This window comes from Ruegeria sp. AL2 (assembly GCF_056540845.1).
Genome location: NZ_JBQFXM010000004.1, coordinates 35,831 through 50,256, shown reverse-complemented (window position 1 = coordinate 50,256; position 14,426 = coordinate 35,831). Strand labels below are relative to the sequence as shown.

The window sequence follows — 14,426 nt, the reverse complement described above, 5'->3', positions numbered from 1 at the left end:
TTGAACAGAACAGAATTCGTCATTGTCACTGCCATTATCCTGTTCGCCGCCTTCTGCATGGGCTGGTTTGCCAACTGGCTGGCGCACCGCCTGTCCCGCGTAAGTCAAAGCGATGTCGCTGATCTGGACCGGATGAGTCAGGAGTTGCACGAGGCCGAGGAAACACGCGATCAGGCCATCACCTATTTGCAGCAACGTGAGGCCGAATTGACGAACCAGCTAACCCAGACAGAGGCCGAGCTGGCAGCCGCAATGGATGGCCTGCGGGCCGCGCGTCAGGAGGCCGAAGAACTGCGCGGACGGATCAACAACGCGGATTAAGCGCACGACCTTGCGCCGTCGCCGAAGTTTGCAAGAATAAACGGTCGCTAAGTACTACCACCGGGTCAGCGCGTCTTCGTCTTCGTCTTTGGCTGCGACCCATTCCGCACCAGAGTGGGTGATTTCCTTCTTCCAGAAGGGTGCGCGAGACTTCAGATAATCCATCAAGTATTCCGCTGCCTCAAACGCATCTTTACGATGCGGCGCAGCGGTGGCCACCATCATGATCCTGTCCCCCGGGGCCAGTCGGCCATGACGGTGAATCACCAGGACGTCACCCAATGACCACCGCTCCTTGGCTTCCTGGGCAATCTTGGTCAGGGCCCGTTCCGTCATACCCGGATAGTATTCAATCTCCATCACGTCCAGATCACCGCTTGCCAAGTCGCGCACAACGCCAGTGAAGGTGACAATGGCTCCGTTGGCATCATCCCCGGCGGCAAAAGCATTGGCCTCGGCCCCCAGATCGAATGCTTCCTGCTGAACAGCGATCCGCATGGGTCAGCCGCCTGTCATTGGTGGAAAAAATGCCACTTCCCGAACGCCCGACAGCGAGGCGTCGAAATCCGACAACTCCTGATCCAGTGCAACGCGCAGGGCGGACAAATCGGCAAATGCCGCGGCATAGCGATCTTCCCGCGCGCTCAACTCGGCCACCAGGTCATTGACTGTGACTGCCTGCGTCTCGACCTTTTCCTTTGGCAAGCCGATACGCTCGCGAACCCATGCAAAATACAGCACATCCATCCCTTAGATCTCCTTCAGATGTGGCATGGCTTTACGTAGGTAATCATAGCCGGTGATCAATGTCAGCGTCGCCGCAATCCACAGCAACCACAGCCCGATCTGGCCCGCCCAAAACATGCCATGGATGTTCCAGCGCAGGTGGTTCACATCTTCAACCTGGCCCGCGATGACCTGTTCTACCAGCGAAGCGTCCATGCCGAAACTCGCCATCACGGCATAGTGTTCAAAGATACCCTGCGAGAACAGCACGGCAATGGCGATCATCTGCGCTGTTGTTTTCCACTTAGCCAGCTTTGTAACCTTCAGCGTCCCCGCAACATCGCCCAGATATTCGCGCAGGCCCGAGACAAAAACCTCGCGGAACAAGATTACGGTGGCGGGTAGCACGAGCCATGGCGTCCAGTGTTCGGTCGAATAGCCAACCAGAATCATCAGCGCGATCACCACCATTGCCTTGTCGGCAATAGGGTCCAGCATCGCACCCATCTTGGTTTCCTGTTTCCACGCACGGGCCAGATAGCCATCAAACCAATCGGTGATCGCCGCCGACAGGAACAGGATCAAAGCGAACCAGTCCGCATAGGGCCGCGTGAAGTACAAAAACATAACGGCCAGACCGGGCGCAGCCAGCAGGCGTAGAACCGTCAGGATATTGGGCAAATTCCACTTCATGGCTTGGACCCTATATCGCCGGTTCAAGACAGAAAAGACAAACTGGTAAAAAACTACATCACTCACAACAGCTTGGTCAAAGCGCCGCAGGTCCGACGCTTTGGACCTTGTGTACTTGGCGTTTCACGTCTTTGCGGTCAGATTGCCCGTCAACTGCAAAGCGGAACGTACAGGATGACAGCGCATATTCAAACCGACGCCCGGTCGAACATGGTCGGCAGCCTGTGGATGGTGGCCGCAATGGCGGGCTTTGCGCTGGAGGATGCGTTGCTGAAAGCAGCTTCGACCGCGCTTCCGATCTGGCAGGTAATGGTGCTGTTCGGGACGGGCGGGTCCGTTATCTTTGCCGCGCTGGCGTCAGCTCGTGGAAAACGCCTGATGCACCCAGACGTTCTTTCCCGCCCGATGAAAGTTCGGGTGCTGTTCGAAGTCTTTGGTCGGCTGTTCTATGTGCTCGCCATCGCATTGACGCCCTTGTCCTCGGCCACGGTGATCCTGCAAGCGACGCCGTTGGTTGTGGTCGCAGGCGCGGCGTTGTTCTTTGGTGAAACGGTTGGTTGGCGGCGATGGAGCGCAATTTTTGTCGGTATGATCGGCGTCGTCATTATTCTGCAACCGGCCGGAGACAGTTTTTCACTGCTGTCGATACTGGCCGTGCTGGGTATGTTAGGGTTCGCAGGGCGCGATCTGGCCAGCCGCGCGGCCCCTGCCACGCTTGGAACCGAAGTTTTGGGGTTTTATGGTTTCCTCAGCATTATCGTCGCGGGCGTTGCCTATCAAGTGTGGGAAGGCCTGCCCATGACACCGGTTGGCCTGCACACCAGCCTGCATCTGACGGGCGCGGTTCTGATGGGCGTCATGGCCTATGCCTCGCTCATGAACGCGATGCGCACGGGAGAAGTGTCTGCCGTAACCCCGTTCCGCTATACCCGACTGCTGTTCGGTATTGGGTTGGGTATCGCCCTGTTCGGCGAAAGCCTGAACCGTACCATGTGGGTCGGCAGCGCGCTTATTGTAGCCTCGGGCCTCTATATCCTGTGGCGGGGGCGACAGGTCTAACCCTTGTCGTGGAAGAAATCATAGACTTTCTGAGCCAACCCGGCCGAGATCCCCTCGACCGCTTTCAGGTCCGCCAGATTGGCCCGGCTTACCGCTTTGGCGCTGCCGAAGTGAGTCAGCAAGGCGCGCTTGCGTGCTGCCCCGACACCTGGGATTTCATCCAGCGGCGTGGCACCAACGGCCTTGGCGCGTTTCGCACGGTGGGTGCCAATGGCAAAACGGTGCGCCTCGTCCCTTAGCCGTTGAATAAAGTACAAGACGGGATCGTTGCGTTTCAGCGCAAAGGGGCGCTGACCGATCCGGTGAAACTCTTCCTTGCCGTGGTCACGGTCGACCCCTTTGGCAACACCGACCATCGGAATGTCTTCGACCCCGTGAGCCTGCATGATCTCGTGCACAGCGCTGACCTGCCCGGCACCGCCATCGATCAGCAGCAGGTCGGGCCAAAGCCCCTTATCCCGATCCGGGTCTTCTTTTTGCAGGCGGGTGAAGCGACGGTTCAGAACCTCTTTCATCATGCCGAAATCGTCACCCGGGGTCAGGTCATCGCCACGAATGTTGAACTTGCGATAGGCGTTCTTCATGAACCCGTCGGGCCCTGCCACGATCATGCCGCCAACAGCGTTGGTACCCTGAATGTGAGAGTTGTCGTAGACCTCGATCCGACCGGGCGGGCCGTCCAGATCAAATGCTTCGGCCACACCGCGCAACAACTTGGCCTGTGTCGCGCTTTCCGACATGCGCCGGGCCAGAGACTCTCGCGCATTGCGCAATGCACCTGCAACCAGTTCCTGTTTTTCCCCGCGCTGCGGCACGAGAAGCTCGATCTTACGACCGGCTTTTTCCGTCAAAGCTTCCTGCATCAGATCGGCGTTTTCGATCCCGTCCGACAAAATCAACTGCCGTGGTGGTTCCTTGTTGTCGTAGAACTGGCCAAGGAAAGCTTCCATCACCTCGGCCGGAGATACATCTGGTCCTACACGCGGGTAAAAATCCTTGTTGCCCCAGTTCTGGTTGGCACGGATGAAGAATACCTGAACACAGGCTTGCCCGCTGTCCATATAAAGGCCGATCACATCTGCTTCGGTCACACCACGAGGGTTGATGCCTTGTGCGGTCTGTACCTGCGTCAGCGCCCGGATACGGTCGCGCAGACCGGCGGCGCGTTCGAACTCCATGGCCTCGGACGCAGCCATCATCTGTTCGGCCAGTTCCTCCTGAACCTTGGTCGAGCGCCCCGACAGGAAACGTTCTGCATCCTTCACGCTTTCACTGTAATCCTGTTCCGAAATCAAACCGACACAGGGCCCCGAGCACCGTTTGATCTGATAAAGCAGACAGGGCCGCGTGCGGCTGTCGAACATGGAATCCGAACAGTTGCGCAGCAGGAATGCCTTTTGCAGCTGGTTCAATGTGCGGTTTACAGCACCCGCGCTGGCAAATGGTCCGAAATAGGCGCCCTTCTCCTTCTTGGCCCCACGGTGTTTCTTGATCTGCGGAAACTCATGATCCTTGGCGACCAGGATATTCGGAAAGCTTTTGTCGTCCCGCAGCAGCACATTGTATTTCGGTTTAAGCTGCTTGATCAGGTTCTGCTCCAGCAGCAGCGCCTCGGTTTCAGTTCTTGTGGTCAGAAACATCATCGAAGCGGTCGAAGCGATCATCTTCTCGATCCGGCCCGAATGACCCGGCCTTGTATAGTTCGACACCCGCGCCTTCAGGTTTCGCGCCTTACCCACGTATAAAACCCGACTGTCGGCATCCAGCATCCGGTACACCCCGGGTGAGCTGTCCAGCGTCTTTGCGCAGCGCTGAATGCAGGCATAACCGGTCAGGGACGATTCACTGTGGGTAGTCATGGGATTCCGATATGATTCTCTTTTACTGGCTGCAATCTTGCGGGCCTCAGATCAAGAGAAAACAAATCCACGATTCCTGTGGATAAGTGTGAAGATAAGTTTTCACAGCCATAGAATTTCCCTTGTTTCATTACCACTTCATTAACATGCACAAAAAATAGGCACATTTTCAAGATATTGATTTTTAACAATATTTTTTCACAAATTTAGCAAGTGTATGAAAAAAAAGACATTTTTGTAACACGCGGGTAACACAAACGTGCGCGGTGCAAAACTTGCAGCGATATTGCTTATTCAACTCCCAGAACATCCGGCGTTTTCCACCCAAGGTGCTGACCGCCATCCACGCAAATAAGTTGTCCCGTTACCGCGTGCGCATCCAGAAAATACCCCATGGCGGCGGTGATATCCGATGGATTTGACCCGCGTTCCAGAACCGTATTCGATCTTTGCGCCTGGAAATGCTCGGCGCTTTGACGATGCCCCTGTACCGTCGGTCCGGGCCCAATGGCATTGACTCGGATTGCCGGGGACAGCGCCTGTGCCGAGGTACGGGTCAGCGTCCATAACCCCATTTTGGCGATGGTGTAAGACATGAACTCGGGTGTCAGCTTGCGTACGCGCATGTCCACCATGTTGATGATCAGACCGGTCGCAAGGGGTTCACCGTTTTCGTCTGTATCCGGGACCAGCCCCTGCCCGGCCATGGCTTGGGTCAAAACGAACGGTGCGCGCAGATTGCTGTCGAGATGGCGGTCCCAGCTTTGGCGGGTCGCTGTATGAACGCTGTCATATTCAAAGATCGATGCGTTGTTTACCAGACAGGTGATCGGCCCACCCAGAGCCTCGGCTGCTTTGGGCAGCAGGTCCTGCACCTGTGCCTCGTCCAGCAGATCGGCCTGCAATGCCACCGACCGTCGATCCAATGCCTGTACCTCCGCCACGGTCTCGTGCGCGGGGCGTTCTGAGGACGCAAAATGAACGGCGACATCATATCCACGACCCGCCAGATAAAGCGCCATGGCCCGACCCAGACGAATACCGGCACCGGTCACTAAAGCTCGGGTCATGCTTCACCTCGTTTCGTCAGATCACACCAGCAATACAGTGACATAAAGCGCATAAAGGAGGGTCAGCACCAGACCCCAAACGCGAGAGATATCCTGCTTGAAGACAACAAAGGGAACCAGAAGCAGTGATGCGCCCAACATGACCCAAAGGTCAAAATGCAGGAAACCGGGATCGACCGGGATACGCCCGAACCAGGTTGCGATCCCGATAATGGCCAGAAGATTGAACATGTTTGAGCCAATCACGTTGCCTAGGGCCACATCAGCCTGCCGGCGCAAAGCGGCCATGACAGTCGTTGCCAATTCGGGCAATGACGTTCCGACCGCAATCAAGGTCAGACCGATAACCGTTTCACTGACACCATAGTTCCGGGCGATGACCGTCGCATTTTCCACCAGCAGGTGCGCCCCCATCGGAAGACCCACAAGCCCGAGGATCAGGTAAACCGATACCTTCCAGTAAGGCATGTCAGGATCGGCTTCTTCCAGGCCGTCTAGATCGTCATCATCCGCACAGGCTTCGCCACAGGCCTTGCGGTGCGCCTTTGCTTCACGAAAGGCATTCGTCAGAACCAGGCCCAAAGCCGCCAGCAGGATCAGGCCGCTGACGACGGTGAATGTTCCACAAAACGCCAACCCTATGAACAGGGCCGTCGCCATCAGCATGAAGGCATAGTTCCTACGGCTGTCGCATTCGCTGGTATGGATCGTTGCCAGCATCGCTGGAAGACCAAGAACCAACAGGATATTGGCCGTGTTTGATCCGACAACATTGCCCAGCGCGATACCCGGTGCGTGTTCCTTGACGGCGCTGATAGCAATCAGCAACTCGGGCGCTGACGTGCCGAAGGCCACAATCGTAAGGCTGACGATCAGGGCTGGGACACCCAAACGCAGGCTCAGGTTCACTGCGCCCCGCACCAAGGCATCGCCTGCCAGCAACAGGATCAACAGGCCAAGACCAGACAGCAGCCACGTTGTAATCAAGCCCGGCCTCCTTTTTCACAGGCACAGGGGCCCTTTCCGATGCGGTACCGACCGCATCGCGGACATTTTGCCGAGCTTAGCCTTTTCTGCCCGGGAAACCGCAACTTGCCGAACATTGCCAATACGCCCATTGCGATCAGAAAAAGAGTGACAGCCTTTACGATCACGTCACAAACCGAAACGCGCGTAGGCTGCCCGCTCCTCTAACCCTGCGATGGCGTCCTGCGCCAAGCTGGCCCCAAACCGGGTCCAGATCGGTTTTTTCACGCCATAGCGGCGAAATTTGACCTTGTCGCCGAAACGGTCCTGCATCTTTGGCTTCAGATGTGCGATGCCGTCGATCAACCCCAATTCCTGCGCGCGTCGCGCCAGCCAAACCTCGCCCGTGAACAGATCAGCTTCCTGATTCAGCTTGTCCCCGCGCCGATCTTTGACATGCGCAATGAAATTCTCGTGGATATCGCCCAACAACCCTTGCAGGCGGGCCACGTCCTCTTTCTTTTCCGGTGAAAACGGATCGAGCATGGACTTCGATTTCCCGGCGGTATGGACCCGCCGCTCAAACCCTTGCCGCGCCAGAAAGACATGCGCACCAAATCCAGCCGAGATCACACCGATCGATCCCAGTACGGAACTGTCATCGGCCCAGATCTCATCCGCTGCGGCGGCCAGCCAATACCCACCGGATGCAGCGACGTCTTCGACAAAAGCGATGACCGGCACGTCCAGTTCTTCGGACAAACGCCGAATGCGCGCACCGATCATTGAACTTTGGACAGGGGATCCGCCCGGTGAATTGATCTCAAGCGCCACGGCCGCAGGTTTTCCCTTGCGAAAGGCTTTCTCCAGAACCGGAGCCAGCGTGGCGTCGTTCAAGGACCCGCGCCCGGCCATACCGATGGCGCCGGACAGGCGGACGATGGCCACACATGGGTATTTTTTGACGAACGGCAGGCTGAGCTTCATGGGTGCCGATGTAGAGTGCCACCAACCCGTAAACAAGGGACTCTTCGAACCTTGAACACGACGTGACCCAAATTCACACACTCGACCGGCAAAAATGCAACGCCCCGGCGCGGGTTAGCTGCGAATGCGCCAGCCAGTTTTGAAGATCCAGCCAATAACCACCAGACACACCCCAGTAAAGGCTATGATGGCCAGCAAACTCAGGGCTATGGGCACATCCGCAAGCCCGAAAAACGACCAGCGAAACCCCGAAATCAGATAGACGACCGGATTGAACAACGTGATCGTCTGCCACAGAGGCGGCAGCATTGAGATTGAATAAAACGTACCACCAAGGAAGATAAGTGGCGTAACCACAAGCTGCGGCACCAGTGACATCTGTTCAAAATTACTGGCCCATATCCCGATGATGAACCCCAGCAACGAGAAGCTGAGACATGACAGGATCAAGAACGCCGCCATGGCAAAGGGGTGTTCGATCCGTATGTCGACGAAGAAGGTCGACGTGGCCAGAATGACCAGTCCCACAAACAGCGCTTTGGTGGCCGCCGCACCGACATACCCAATCACGATTTCTATAAAATTCACCGGTGCCGACAACAGCTCGTAGATGGTGCCCAGAAACTTGGGAAAATAAATTCCGAAAGACGCGTTCGAGATCGACAGCATCACTACAGACAGCATGATCAAGCCCGGCACGATGAACGCGCCGTAGGATACGCCCTCGACCTCCTGAATTCGACTGCCGATGGCGGTGCCAAACACCACGAAATACAGCGAAGTGGAAAGAACCGGCGACAGGAAGCTTTGCGCCAGGGTGCGAAAGAAGCGGGCCATTTCGAACCGGTAGATTGCAGCAATTGCGGTCCAGTTCATGCCGCCTCTCCGGATACCAAATTGACAAATATCTCCTCCAGGCTCGATTGCCGTGTCTGCACATCGCGCAACACCAACCCGGCCTGCGACACGTCATTCAAAAGGGTCGTAATGCCTGTGCGATCCGCATGGGTATCGTAGGTATAGATCAGGCTATCCCCGGCGCCATTGAGGGTCAGATTGTGGTTGGCCAAATCATCGGGAATCTTGGCGATTGGCTCGGTCAGCATGACGACAATCTGCTTTTTGCCCATCTGCGCCATAAGCGTGTCTTTGTCCTGCACCAAAAGCAACTCACCCTTGTCAATGACGCCGACGCGATCCGCGATGGCTTCGGCCTCTTCGATATAGTGGGTTGTCAGAATGATGGTGACACCGTCCCGTTTCAGCTCGGCCACGATTTCCCACATATCCTTGCGCAGCTCGACATCCACACCTGCCGTCGGTTCATCCAGAAACAAAACACGTGGTTCATGCGCCAGAGCCTTGGCGATCAGCACGCGGCGTTTCATGCCGCCCGACAGCTCCTTGATGGGGTTCTTGCGCTTGTCCCATAGCGAGAGCTTGCGCAGAATGTCCTCGATCCGGGCGTTGTCTTTGCCCAGCCCAAACAACCCGCGTGACAGCCGAACTGTGTTCCAGACCTTTTCAAACGGTTCCAGCGCGATCTCTTGCGGGACAAGCCCGATCATCCTGCGCGCTGCGCGATAATCCGACTGAATGTCGTGCCCGCCGACTGAAACCGCACCGGATGTTGGCGTGGTTATTCCGCAGATCGTCGAGATCAGAGTGGTTTTCCCCGCCCCATTCGGCCCCAGAAGCGCAAGAATTTCGCCTTCTTCAATGTCCAGAGACACACCTTTCAGCGCCTCGAACCCATCGGCGTAAGATTTGCGCAGATCTCTGATGGATAAAATGGTCGTCATATCCGCTCCCCGTTCTGGCACAGACCCTATCGCCCCGAATACAGGGATAACAGGCCCATTCCGTACCATGTGATGAACAACTGCCAAAAGGAAGACCGTCCTCGTCGGCAATCATCCGGCTTGCAATCCCGACACCAGCCAGCAAACTCTGCTAGGAACGGAGGGCCCTGATGCTGAACGGAATACGTGTTGTCGAACTCGAAGGTCTGGGCCCCGGCCCGTTTGGTGCCATGTTACTGGCAGATCTGGGCGCTGACGTGATAACAATCCACCGCAAAGGGGGCGCCGCAACACCGGGTATGCCGGAACGTTCCCTGCTGGACCGAGGCAAAAGATCCATCGCGCTTGATCTGAAGGACGCCAATGATCTGGATACCGCGCTTCGCCTGATCGACACAGCCGATGCGCTGATCGAAGGATTCCGCCCCGGTGTGATGGAAAAACTTGGGCTCGGCCCGGATGTCTGCCTGACCCGCAATCCAAAACTGGTCTACGGGCGCATGACGGGCTGGGGGCAGGATAGCCCGCTGGCCGACACGGCGGGGCATGACCTGAATTACATCGCCCTGTCCGGTGCGCTCTGGTATGCTTCGCATCCCGGCCATGCACCGCAGACCCCGCCAACGTTGGTAGGTGATATCGGCGGTGGGGCCATGTATCTTGTGGCGGGCATTCTGGCCGGGCTGATCAATGCACAGCGCACTGGCGCAGGTACTGTCGTTGATGCGGCAATCTATGACGGCTCAGCCCATATGATGAACCTGCTTATGACAATGCGCCAAACCGGCAACCTGTCTGAAACCCGGGGTCAAAGCCTGTTGGACGGTCCCCACTGGAGCAGCACCTACGCCTGCGCCTGCGGCGGCTTTATTTCCGTGCAATGCCTCGAACCAAAATTCTATAAGCAGTTTCTGAACTTACTGGGCCTCACAAACGATACCGAGTTTCAGCGGCAATACGACCGTGTTCTGTGGCCTTCGCTTTCACGCCGTCTAACCGACATCTTCGCCAGTCAACCGCGCGACCATTGGGAGGCCCAGTTTCGCGGAACAGATGCCTGCGTTGCTCCTGTCCTCAGCCCGGACGAAGCCCGCTCACACCCGATGAACCTCCATCGCAACAGCTGGCAGGATTTTGACGGCACGTTCCAGGCCGCCGCCGCCCCACGGTTTTCAGGCCATGACTGGACCCCGAAACCCAGCCCCAAGCGCGGCGAGCATACTAAAGAGATCCTCGCAGAGCTCGACGGCCTGCGCTGATCCGCACTTCATCTGGCCCAAAATATCCCGGGGGATGGATTGGCCTCAGGCCAAGAAGGGGGCTGGCCCCCTTTAACCTGCTTACTGCCCGCGTACCGTATCGATCATCAGCTGAACATTCTCAGGATCGGCATCCGGCGTGATCCCATGTCCCAGGTTGAAGATATGCGGTCCCTTAGAGAACGCCTCGACAATCCGCCGCGTCTCATCCACCAGAGCCTGCCCACCGGTCACCATATGCGACGAGGCCAGATTTCCCTGTACACAACCATCAATCTGTACATGTCTGGCGGCCCAATCGGGCGACACCGAATTGTCCAGCGCGACGCAATCCACACCCGTCGTCTTGGCAAACCCGACATACCCCTCCCCCGCCTCGCGCGGGAAACCGATCACCGGGATGCCGGGGTGACGCTCCTTGATGGCCTGTGTAATCACACGACACGGTTCCACCGCGTATTTGCGAAACGCGTCACCTTTCAGGGAACCCGCCCAGCTGTCGAAAATCTTGACCACCTCGGCCCCAGCGTCGATCTGAGCTGACAGATACTCAATTGTTGCCTCCGTGATGCGATCCAGAAGCGCCTCGAATAAAGCAGTATCGCTCTCTCGCAGAGCGTGAGCTGGTCCCTGATCGGGTGTTCCACGCCCGGCGATCATGTAGGTCGCGACCGTCCAGGGCGCGCCGGCAAACCCGATCAGCGCGGTCTCAGACGGCAATTCTCGCGACAGGAACCGAACCGTTTCATAAACGGGCGACAATGTCTCATGAATCGCGTCCACCGGCTTCAGCGCTTCAAACTCGGCTTGCCGCGTGATCGTCGACAAACGTGGGCCTTCGCCGGTCACAAACCACAGATCCGCACCCAACGCCTGCGGCACCAGCAGGATATCGGCAAACAGGATCGCAGCGTCAAACCCATAGCGCCGGATTGGCTGCAATGTGACTTCGGCGGCCAGTTCCGGGTTATAGCATAAAGACAGAAAATCCCCGGCCTGGGCACGGGTGGCCCGGTATTCCGGCAGATACCGACCCGCCTGGCGCATCATCCAGATTGGCGGCACATCCTGTACTTCACCCGCCAGCGCCAGCAGCAGTTTCTTTGTCTCGGCCATATTCGCCCCCAATCTTCCGGTTTTGGCAACGGGTCGTCCTTCGGCGGCAATTTGTCAAGCTCAGCCCCCATTGTCAGGGCAATGTGACGCGACTAAAGCTGTGCACATGACTTTGACCCTGCCCACTCCCGCATCGCCCCTCAGAATTGGCACCCGTGGTTCACCGCTGGCTCTGGCTCAGGCCTATGAAACCCGCCAACGCCTGAGCGATGCTTTCGATCTGCCCGAAGCGGCCTTTGAAATCGTCGTGATCAAAACAACCGGCGACAATCGCGCCATGATCGATGCGGATCGTCCCCTGAAGGAAATCGGCAACAAGGGCCTGTTCACCAAGGAAATCGAAGAGGCGATGTTGCGCGCTGAAATCGATATCGCCGTGCATTCAACGAAAGACATGCCTGTTGAACAGCCCGAAGGGCTGGTTCTGGACACATTCCTCTCGCGCGAAGATGTGCGTGACGCTTTCATCTCACCGCGCCTTAACTCAATCCACGATCTGCCCGAAGGGGCCGTTGTGGGCACCTCGTCTTTGCGGCGCCGGGCACAACTGCTGAATCGGCGGCCGGATCTGAAAGTGGTCGAGTTTCGCGGGAACGTGCAGACGCGGCTGAAAAAACTGGAAGCCGGGGTCGCGGATTGCACTTTTCTGGCCATGGCTGGCATTCGCCGTCTGGACATGGACGAGGTTCCAGCCAACGCCATTTCTCCGGATGACATGCTGCCCGCGATTGCACAGGGTACCATTGGCATCGAACGGCGCAGCAACGACATGCGCGCAGCTGAAATGCTTGAAGCGATTCATCACGCGGAAACAGGATGGCGGCTGGCCGCCGAACGCACCTTGCTGGCCGCGCTGGACGGGTCTTGCGAAACTCCGATCGCCGGTCTGGCAGAACTGGACGGAGACAACTTAAGGCTGCGCGGCGAAGTCCTGCGCCCCGATGGATCGGAAACCGTGAACAGAGATGTGACCGGTGCTGTCAAAGACGGGCCGGAAATGGCCCGCGCGATGGCGGCGGAACTGCTGGAACAGGCGGGTCCGGGTTTTTTCGATTGGAAAAAATCAAATTAAATTGAGGCAGTGTGAACTTGATCACTGTGGCTGCCAGGAATCTCAGGCATTAATGTGACATACCGATGAGGAAGTCGGGTCAGTCTCGAAAGTATCGAAAAGTTTTCAGATTGCCGGTGATTTAATCAGTATTCGAGGGGGCGAGGCTGACCCCCGACTTCCAAAGGTAGCGGGTCGCTGTTGAATTCAACGGCGACCCGTTTACGTTGTATACATCCAACCTTCAGGAAATGGCATCAACAGCGTGACGGACAGCGTGGCGGGTCTGTTCCAGATCCGCATCGGTGATCGCCAGCGACGGATAAAGCTTGCCCGGAGACTTGAAGATTCCATGGGCGCGCAGCACCGCATTGTAAGTGGCGTTACGCTGTTGATCATCATGGTTTGCACTGCGATAATCACGGCATTCAGCGTTGGTGAAATAGATGTCAAACAAAGTCTCGTCACCGCAAATCCGATGCGCGATGCCCGCTTCATTCAAGGCGTCCGACTGAATCTGCTGCAAGTGTTTTCCAATTGCGCGCAAATGCTCATACGCGCCGTCACGCCGCAGAATCTCCATCGTCTTCAGACCAGCTGCCGAGGCGACCGGATTCCCCGATAGGGTCCCCAACTGCATCAGCCAACCTTCTTCCCCGACCTTCGATTTATCGAAATGCTTCATGATCTCGACGCTGGCACCGAGCGCAGCCAGAGGGAAGCCACCGCCCGTGATCTTACCCAAAGTGCAGATATCCGGTGTGACCCCGTATCGTTCCTGCGCCCCGCCATAAGCCAGCCGGAATCCGGTGACAATCTCATCAAAGATCAACAGCACACCATGTTGATCACACAGGGCTCGAAGGCCCTGCAAATATCCTGGTATTGGCGGGATAATCCGTTGTAAAGGCTCGACCATAATCGCGGCAACGTCGTCATTTTCATCCAGCAAAGCAGCGACGGCTTCCAGATCGTTAAAGGGCGCGATCAGCATTTGCTCGGCCACGCTGTCGGGGATACCGGCGCTGTCGGGAACTGCCTGCGGGAAATTGACTCTGCGGCTTGGGGCAAGGCTCATCTGCGCCTCGGCGCTCATACCGTGATAACCGCCTTCAAACTTCAGGATCTTGCTGCGCCCGGTATAAGCCCGCGCCAGGCGAATCGCATACATGTCGGCTTCGCCGCCCGACGCGACAAAGCGCACCTGCTCGCAGCAGGGAACGGCGTCGATGATCGCTTCGGCCAGTTCGATGCCCTTGCTGTTGTTTGCAAAAAACGTCATCCCCTTGGGCAGCTGTTTCAATACGGCTTCCATCACCTCGGGGTGGCCATGGCCCAGCAGCATCGGACCCGAACCGATCAGATAATCGACATATTCGTTGCCGTCCTCGTCCCAGACTCGGCTGCCTTCACCACGGGCGATGATGATTTCGGGATCAAAGTTGCCAAACCCCCCGGCGGGCAGAACGTCATTCGCGCGTGCAATCCACTCGGATTGTGTTCGGATTTTCAGCATC

15 protein-coding genes are annotated in these 14,426 nt (G+C 57.2%); 4 read left to right on the top strand and 11 right to left on the bottom strand.

The genetic code is table 11. The features are described 5' to 3' along the window. Window positions 1–321: a hypothetical protein gene (locus ACR0ID_RS07475; protein ID WP_267365430.1), complete on the top strand. Its 321-nt coding sequence runs from the start codon at window positions 1–3 to the stop codon at window positions 319–321. A 54-nt stretch (window positions 322–375) separates the two neighbouring features. On the opposite strand, the gene ACR0ID_RS07470 is transcribed toward ACR0ID_RS07475, so the two are convergent. From ACR0ID_RS07470 to pgsA, 3 genes are read right to left on the bottom strand one after another with little or no spacing between them, the layout of a single operon-like run. Further along, on the bottom strand, window positions 376–819 hold the full coding sequence (locus ACR0ID_RS07470) for a molybdenum cofactor biosynthesis protein MoaE (protein WP_480604646.1): 444 nt from the start codon (window positions 817–819) through the stop codon (window positions 376–378). Between the two features lie 3 nt (window positions 820–822). Further along, complete coding sequence (gene moaD / locus ACR0ID_RS07465; RefSeq protein WP_480474923.1) at window positions 823–1,068, bottom strand: molybdopterin converting factor subunit 1; 246 nt, start codon at window positions 1,066–1,068, stop codon at window positions 823–825. A 3-nt stretch (window positions 1,069–1,071) separates the two neighbouring features. After that, window positions 1,072–1,740, bottom strand: coding sequence for a CDP-diacylglycerol--glycerol-3-phosphate 3-phosphatidyltransferase (pgsA, locus tag ACR0ID_RS07460; RefSeq protein ID WP_480604645.1), 669 nt, complete (start codon window positions 1,738–1,740; stop codon window positions 1,072–1,074). A gap of 174 nt (window positions 1,741–1,914) precedes the next feature. Here pgsA and ACR0ID_RS07455 point away from each other — a divergent pair, with 174 nt between their 5' ends. Next, complete coding sequence (locus ACR0ID_RS07455) at window positions 1,915–2,799, top strand: DMT family transporter (protein ID WP_480604643.1); 885 nt, start codon at window positions 1,915–1,917, stop codon at window positions 2,797–2,799. Here the strand turns inward: ACR0ID_RS07455 and uvrC are convergent. The 6 genes from uvrC to ACR0ID_RS07425 all read right to left on the bottom strand — a co-directional run bounded on the left by uvrC (window position 2,796) and on the right by ACR0ID_RS07425 (window position 9,483). Further along, window positions 2,796–4,658 carry an excinuclease ABC subunit UvrC gene (uvrC, locus tag ACR0ID_RS07450; protein WP_480604641.1) on the bottom strand — a complete coding sequence of 621 codons (1,863 nt, stop codon included), beginning with the start codon at window positions 4,656–4,658 and terminating at the stop codon, window positions 2,796–2,798. The genes ACR0ID_RS07455 and uvrC overlap by 4 nt on opposite strands. A gap of 290 nt (window positions 4,659–4,948) precedes the next feature. Further along, window positions 4,949–5,728, bottom strand: a complete 780-nt coding sequence (locus ACR0ID_RS07445) for an SDR family oxidoreductase (RefSeq protein WP_480554263.1) — start codon at window positions 5,726–5,728, stop codon at window positions 4,949–4,951. Window positions 5,729–5,749: 21 nt separating this feature from the next. Next, window positions 5,750–6,712 (bottom strand): calcium/sodium antiporter, encoded by a 963-nt coding sequence (locus ACR0ID_RS07440; protein WP_480518634.1) that lies wholly within the window; start codon window positions 6,710–6,712, stop codon window positions 5,750–5,752. A 171-nt stretch (window positions 6,713–6,883) separates the two neighbouring features. Next, window positions 6,884–7,681 carry a S49 family peptidase gene (locus ACR0ID_RS07435; protein ID WP_480604639.1) on the bottom strand — a complete coding sequence of 266 codons (798 nt, stop codon included), beginning with the start codon at window positions 7,679–7,681 and terminating at the stop codon, window positions 6,884–6,886. 114 nt (window positions 7,682–7,795) lie between these two features. Then, window positions 7,796–8,557, bottom strand: coding sequence for an ABC transporter permease (locus tag ACR0ID_RS07430; RefSeq protein WP_480604637.1), 762 nt, complete (start codon window positions 8,555–8,557; stop codon window positions 7,796–7,798). Then, complete coding sequence (locus tag ACR0ID_RS07425) at window positions 8,554–9,483, bottom strand: ABC transporter ATP-binding protein (RefSeq protein WP_480474917.1); 930 nt, start codon at window positions 9,481–9,483, stop codon at window positions 8,554–8,556. Before ACR0ID_RS07425 ends, ACR0ID_RS07430 begins: the two co-directional genes overlap by 4 nt. A 170-nt stretch (window positions 9,484–9,653) precedes the next feature. On the opposite strand from ACR0ID_RS07425, the gene ACR0ID_RS07420 reads away from it, so the two are divergent. After that, window positions 9,654–10,742 carry a CaiB/BaiF CoA transferase family protein gene (locus ACR0ID_RS07420; protein ID WP_480604636.1) on the top strand — a complete coding sequence of 363 codons (1,089 nt, stop codon included), beginning with the start codon at window positions 9,654–9,656 and terminating at the stop codon, window positions 10,740–10,742. An 81-nt stretch (window positions 10,743–10,823) separates the two neighbouring features. On the opposite strand, the gene hemE is transcribed toward ACR0ID_RS07420, so the two are convergent. Continuing rightward, window positions 10,824–11,858: a uroporphyrinogen decarboxylase gene (hemE, locus tag ACR0ID_RS07415; protein ID WP_480604634.1), complete on the bottom strand. Its 1,035-nt coding sequence runs from the start codon at window positions 11,856–11,858 to the stop codon at window positions 10,824–10,826. A 106-nt stretch (window positions 11,859–11,964) separates the two neighbouring features. Between hemE and hemC the strand changes: the two genes are divergently transcribed. Beyond that, window positions 11,965–12,930: a hydroxymethylbilane synthase gene (hemC, locus tag ACR0ID_RS07410; protein WP_480604632.1), complete on the top strand. Its 966-nt coding sequence runs from the start codon at window positions 11,965–11,967 to the stop codon at window positions 12,928–12,930. A gap of 223 nt (window positions 12,931–13,153) precedes the next feature. Here the strand turns inward: hemC and ACR0ID_RS07405 are convergent, their stop codons facing one another. Beyond that, entirely contained in the window at window positions 13,154–14,425 is a 1,272-nt protein-coding gene (locus ACR0ID_RS07405; RefSeq protein WP_480604630.1) for an aspartate aminotransferase family protein, read from the bottom strand. Window position 14,426 lies beyond the last annotated feature (1 nt).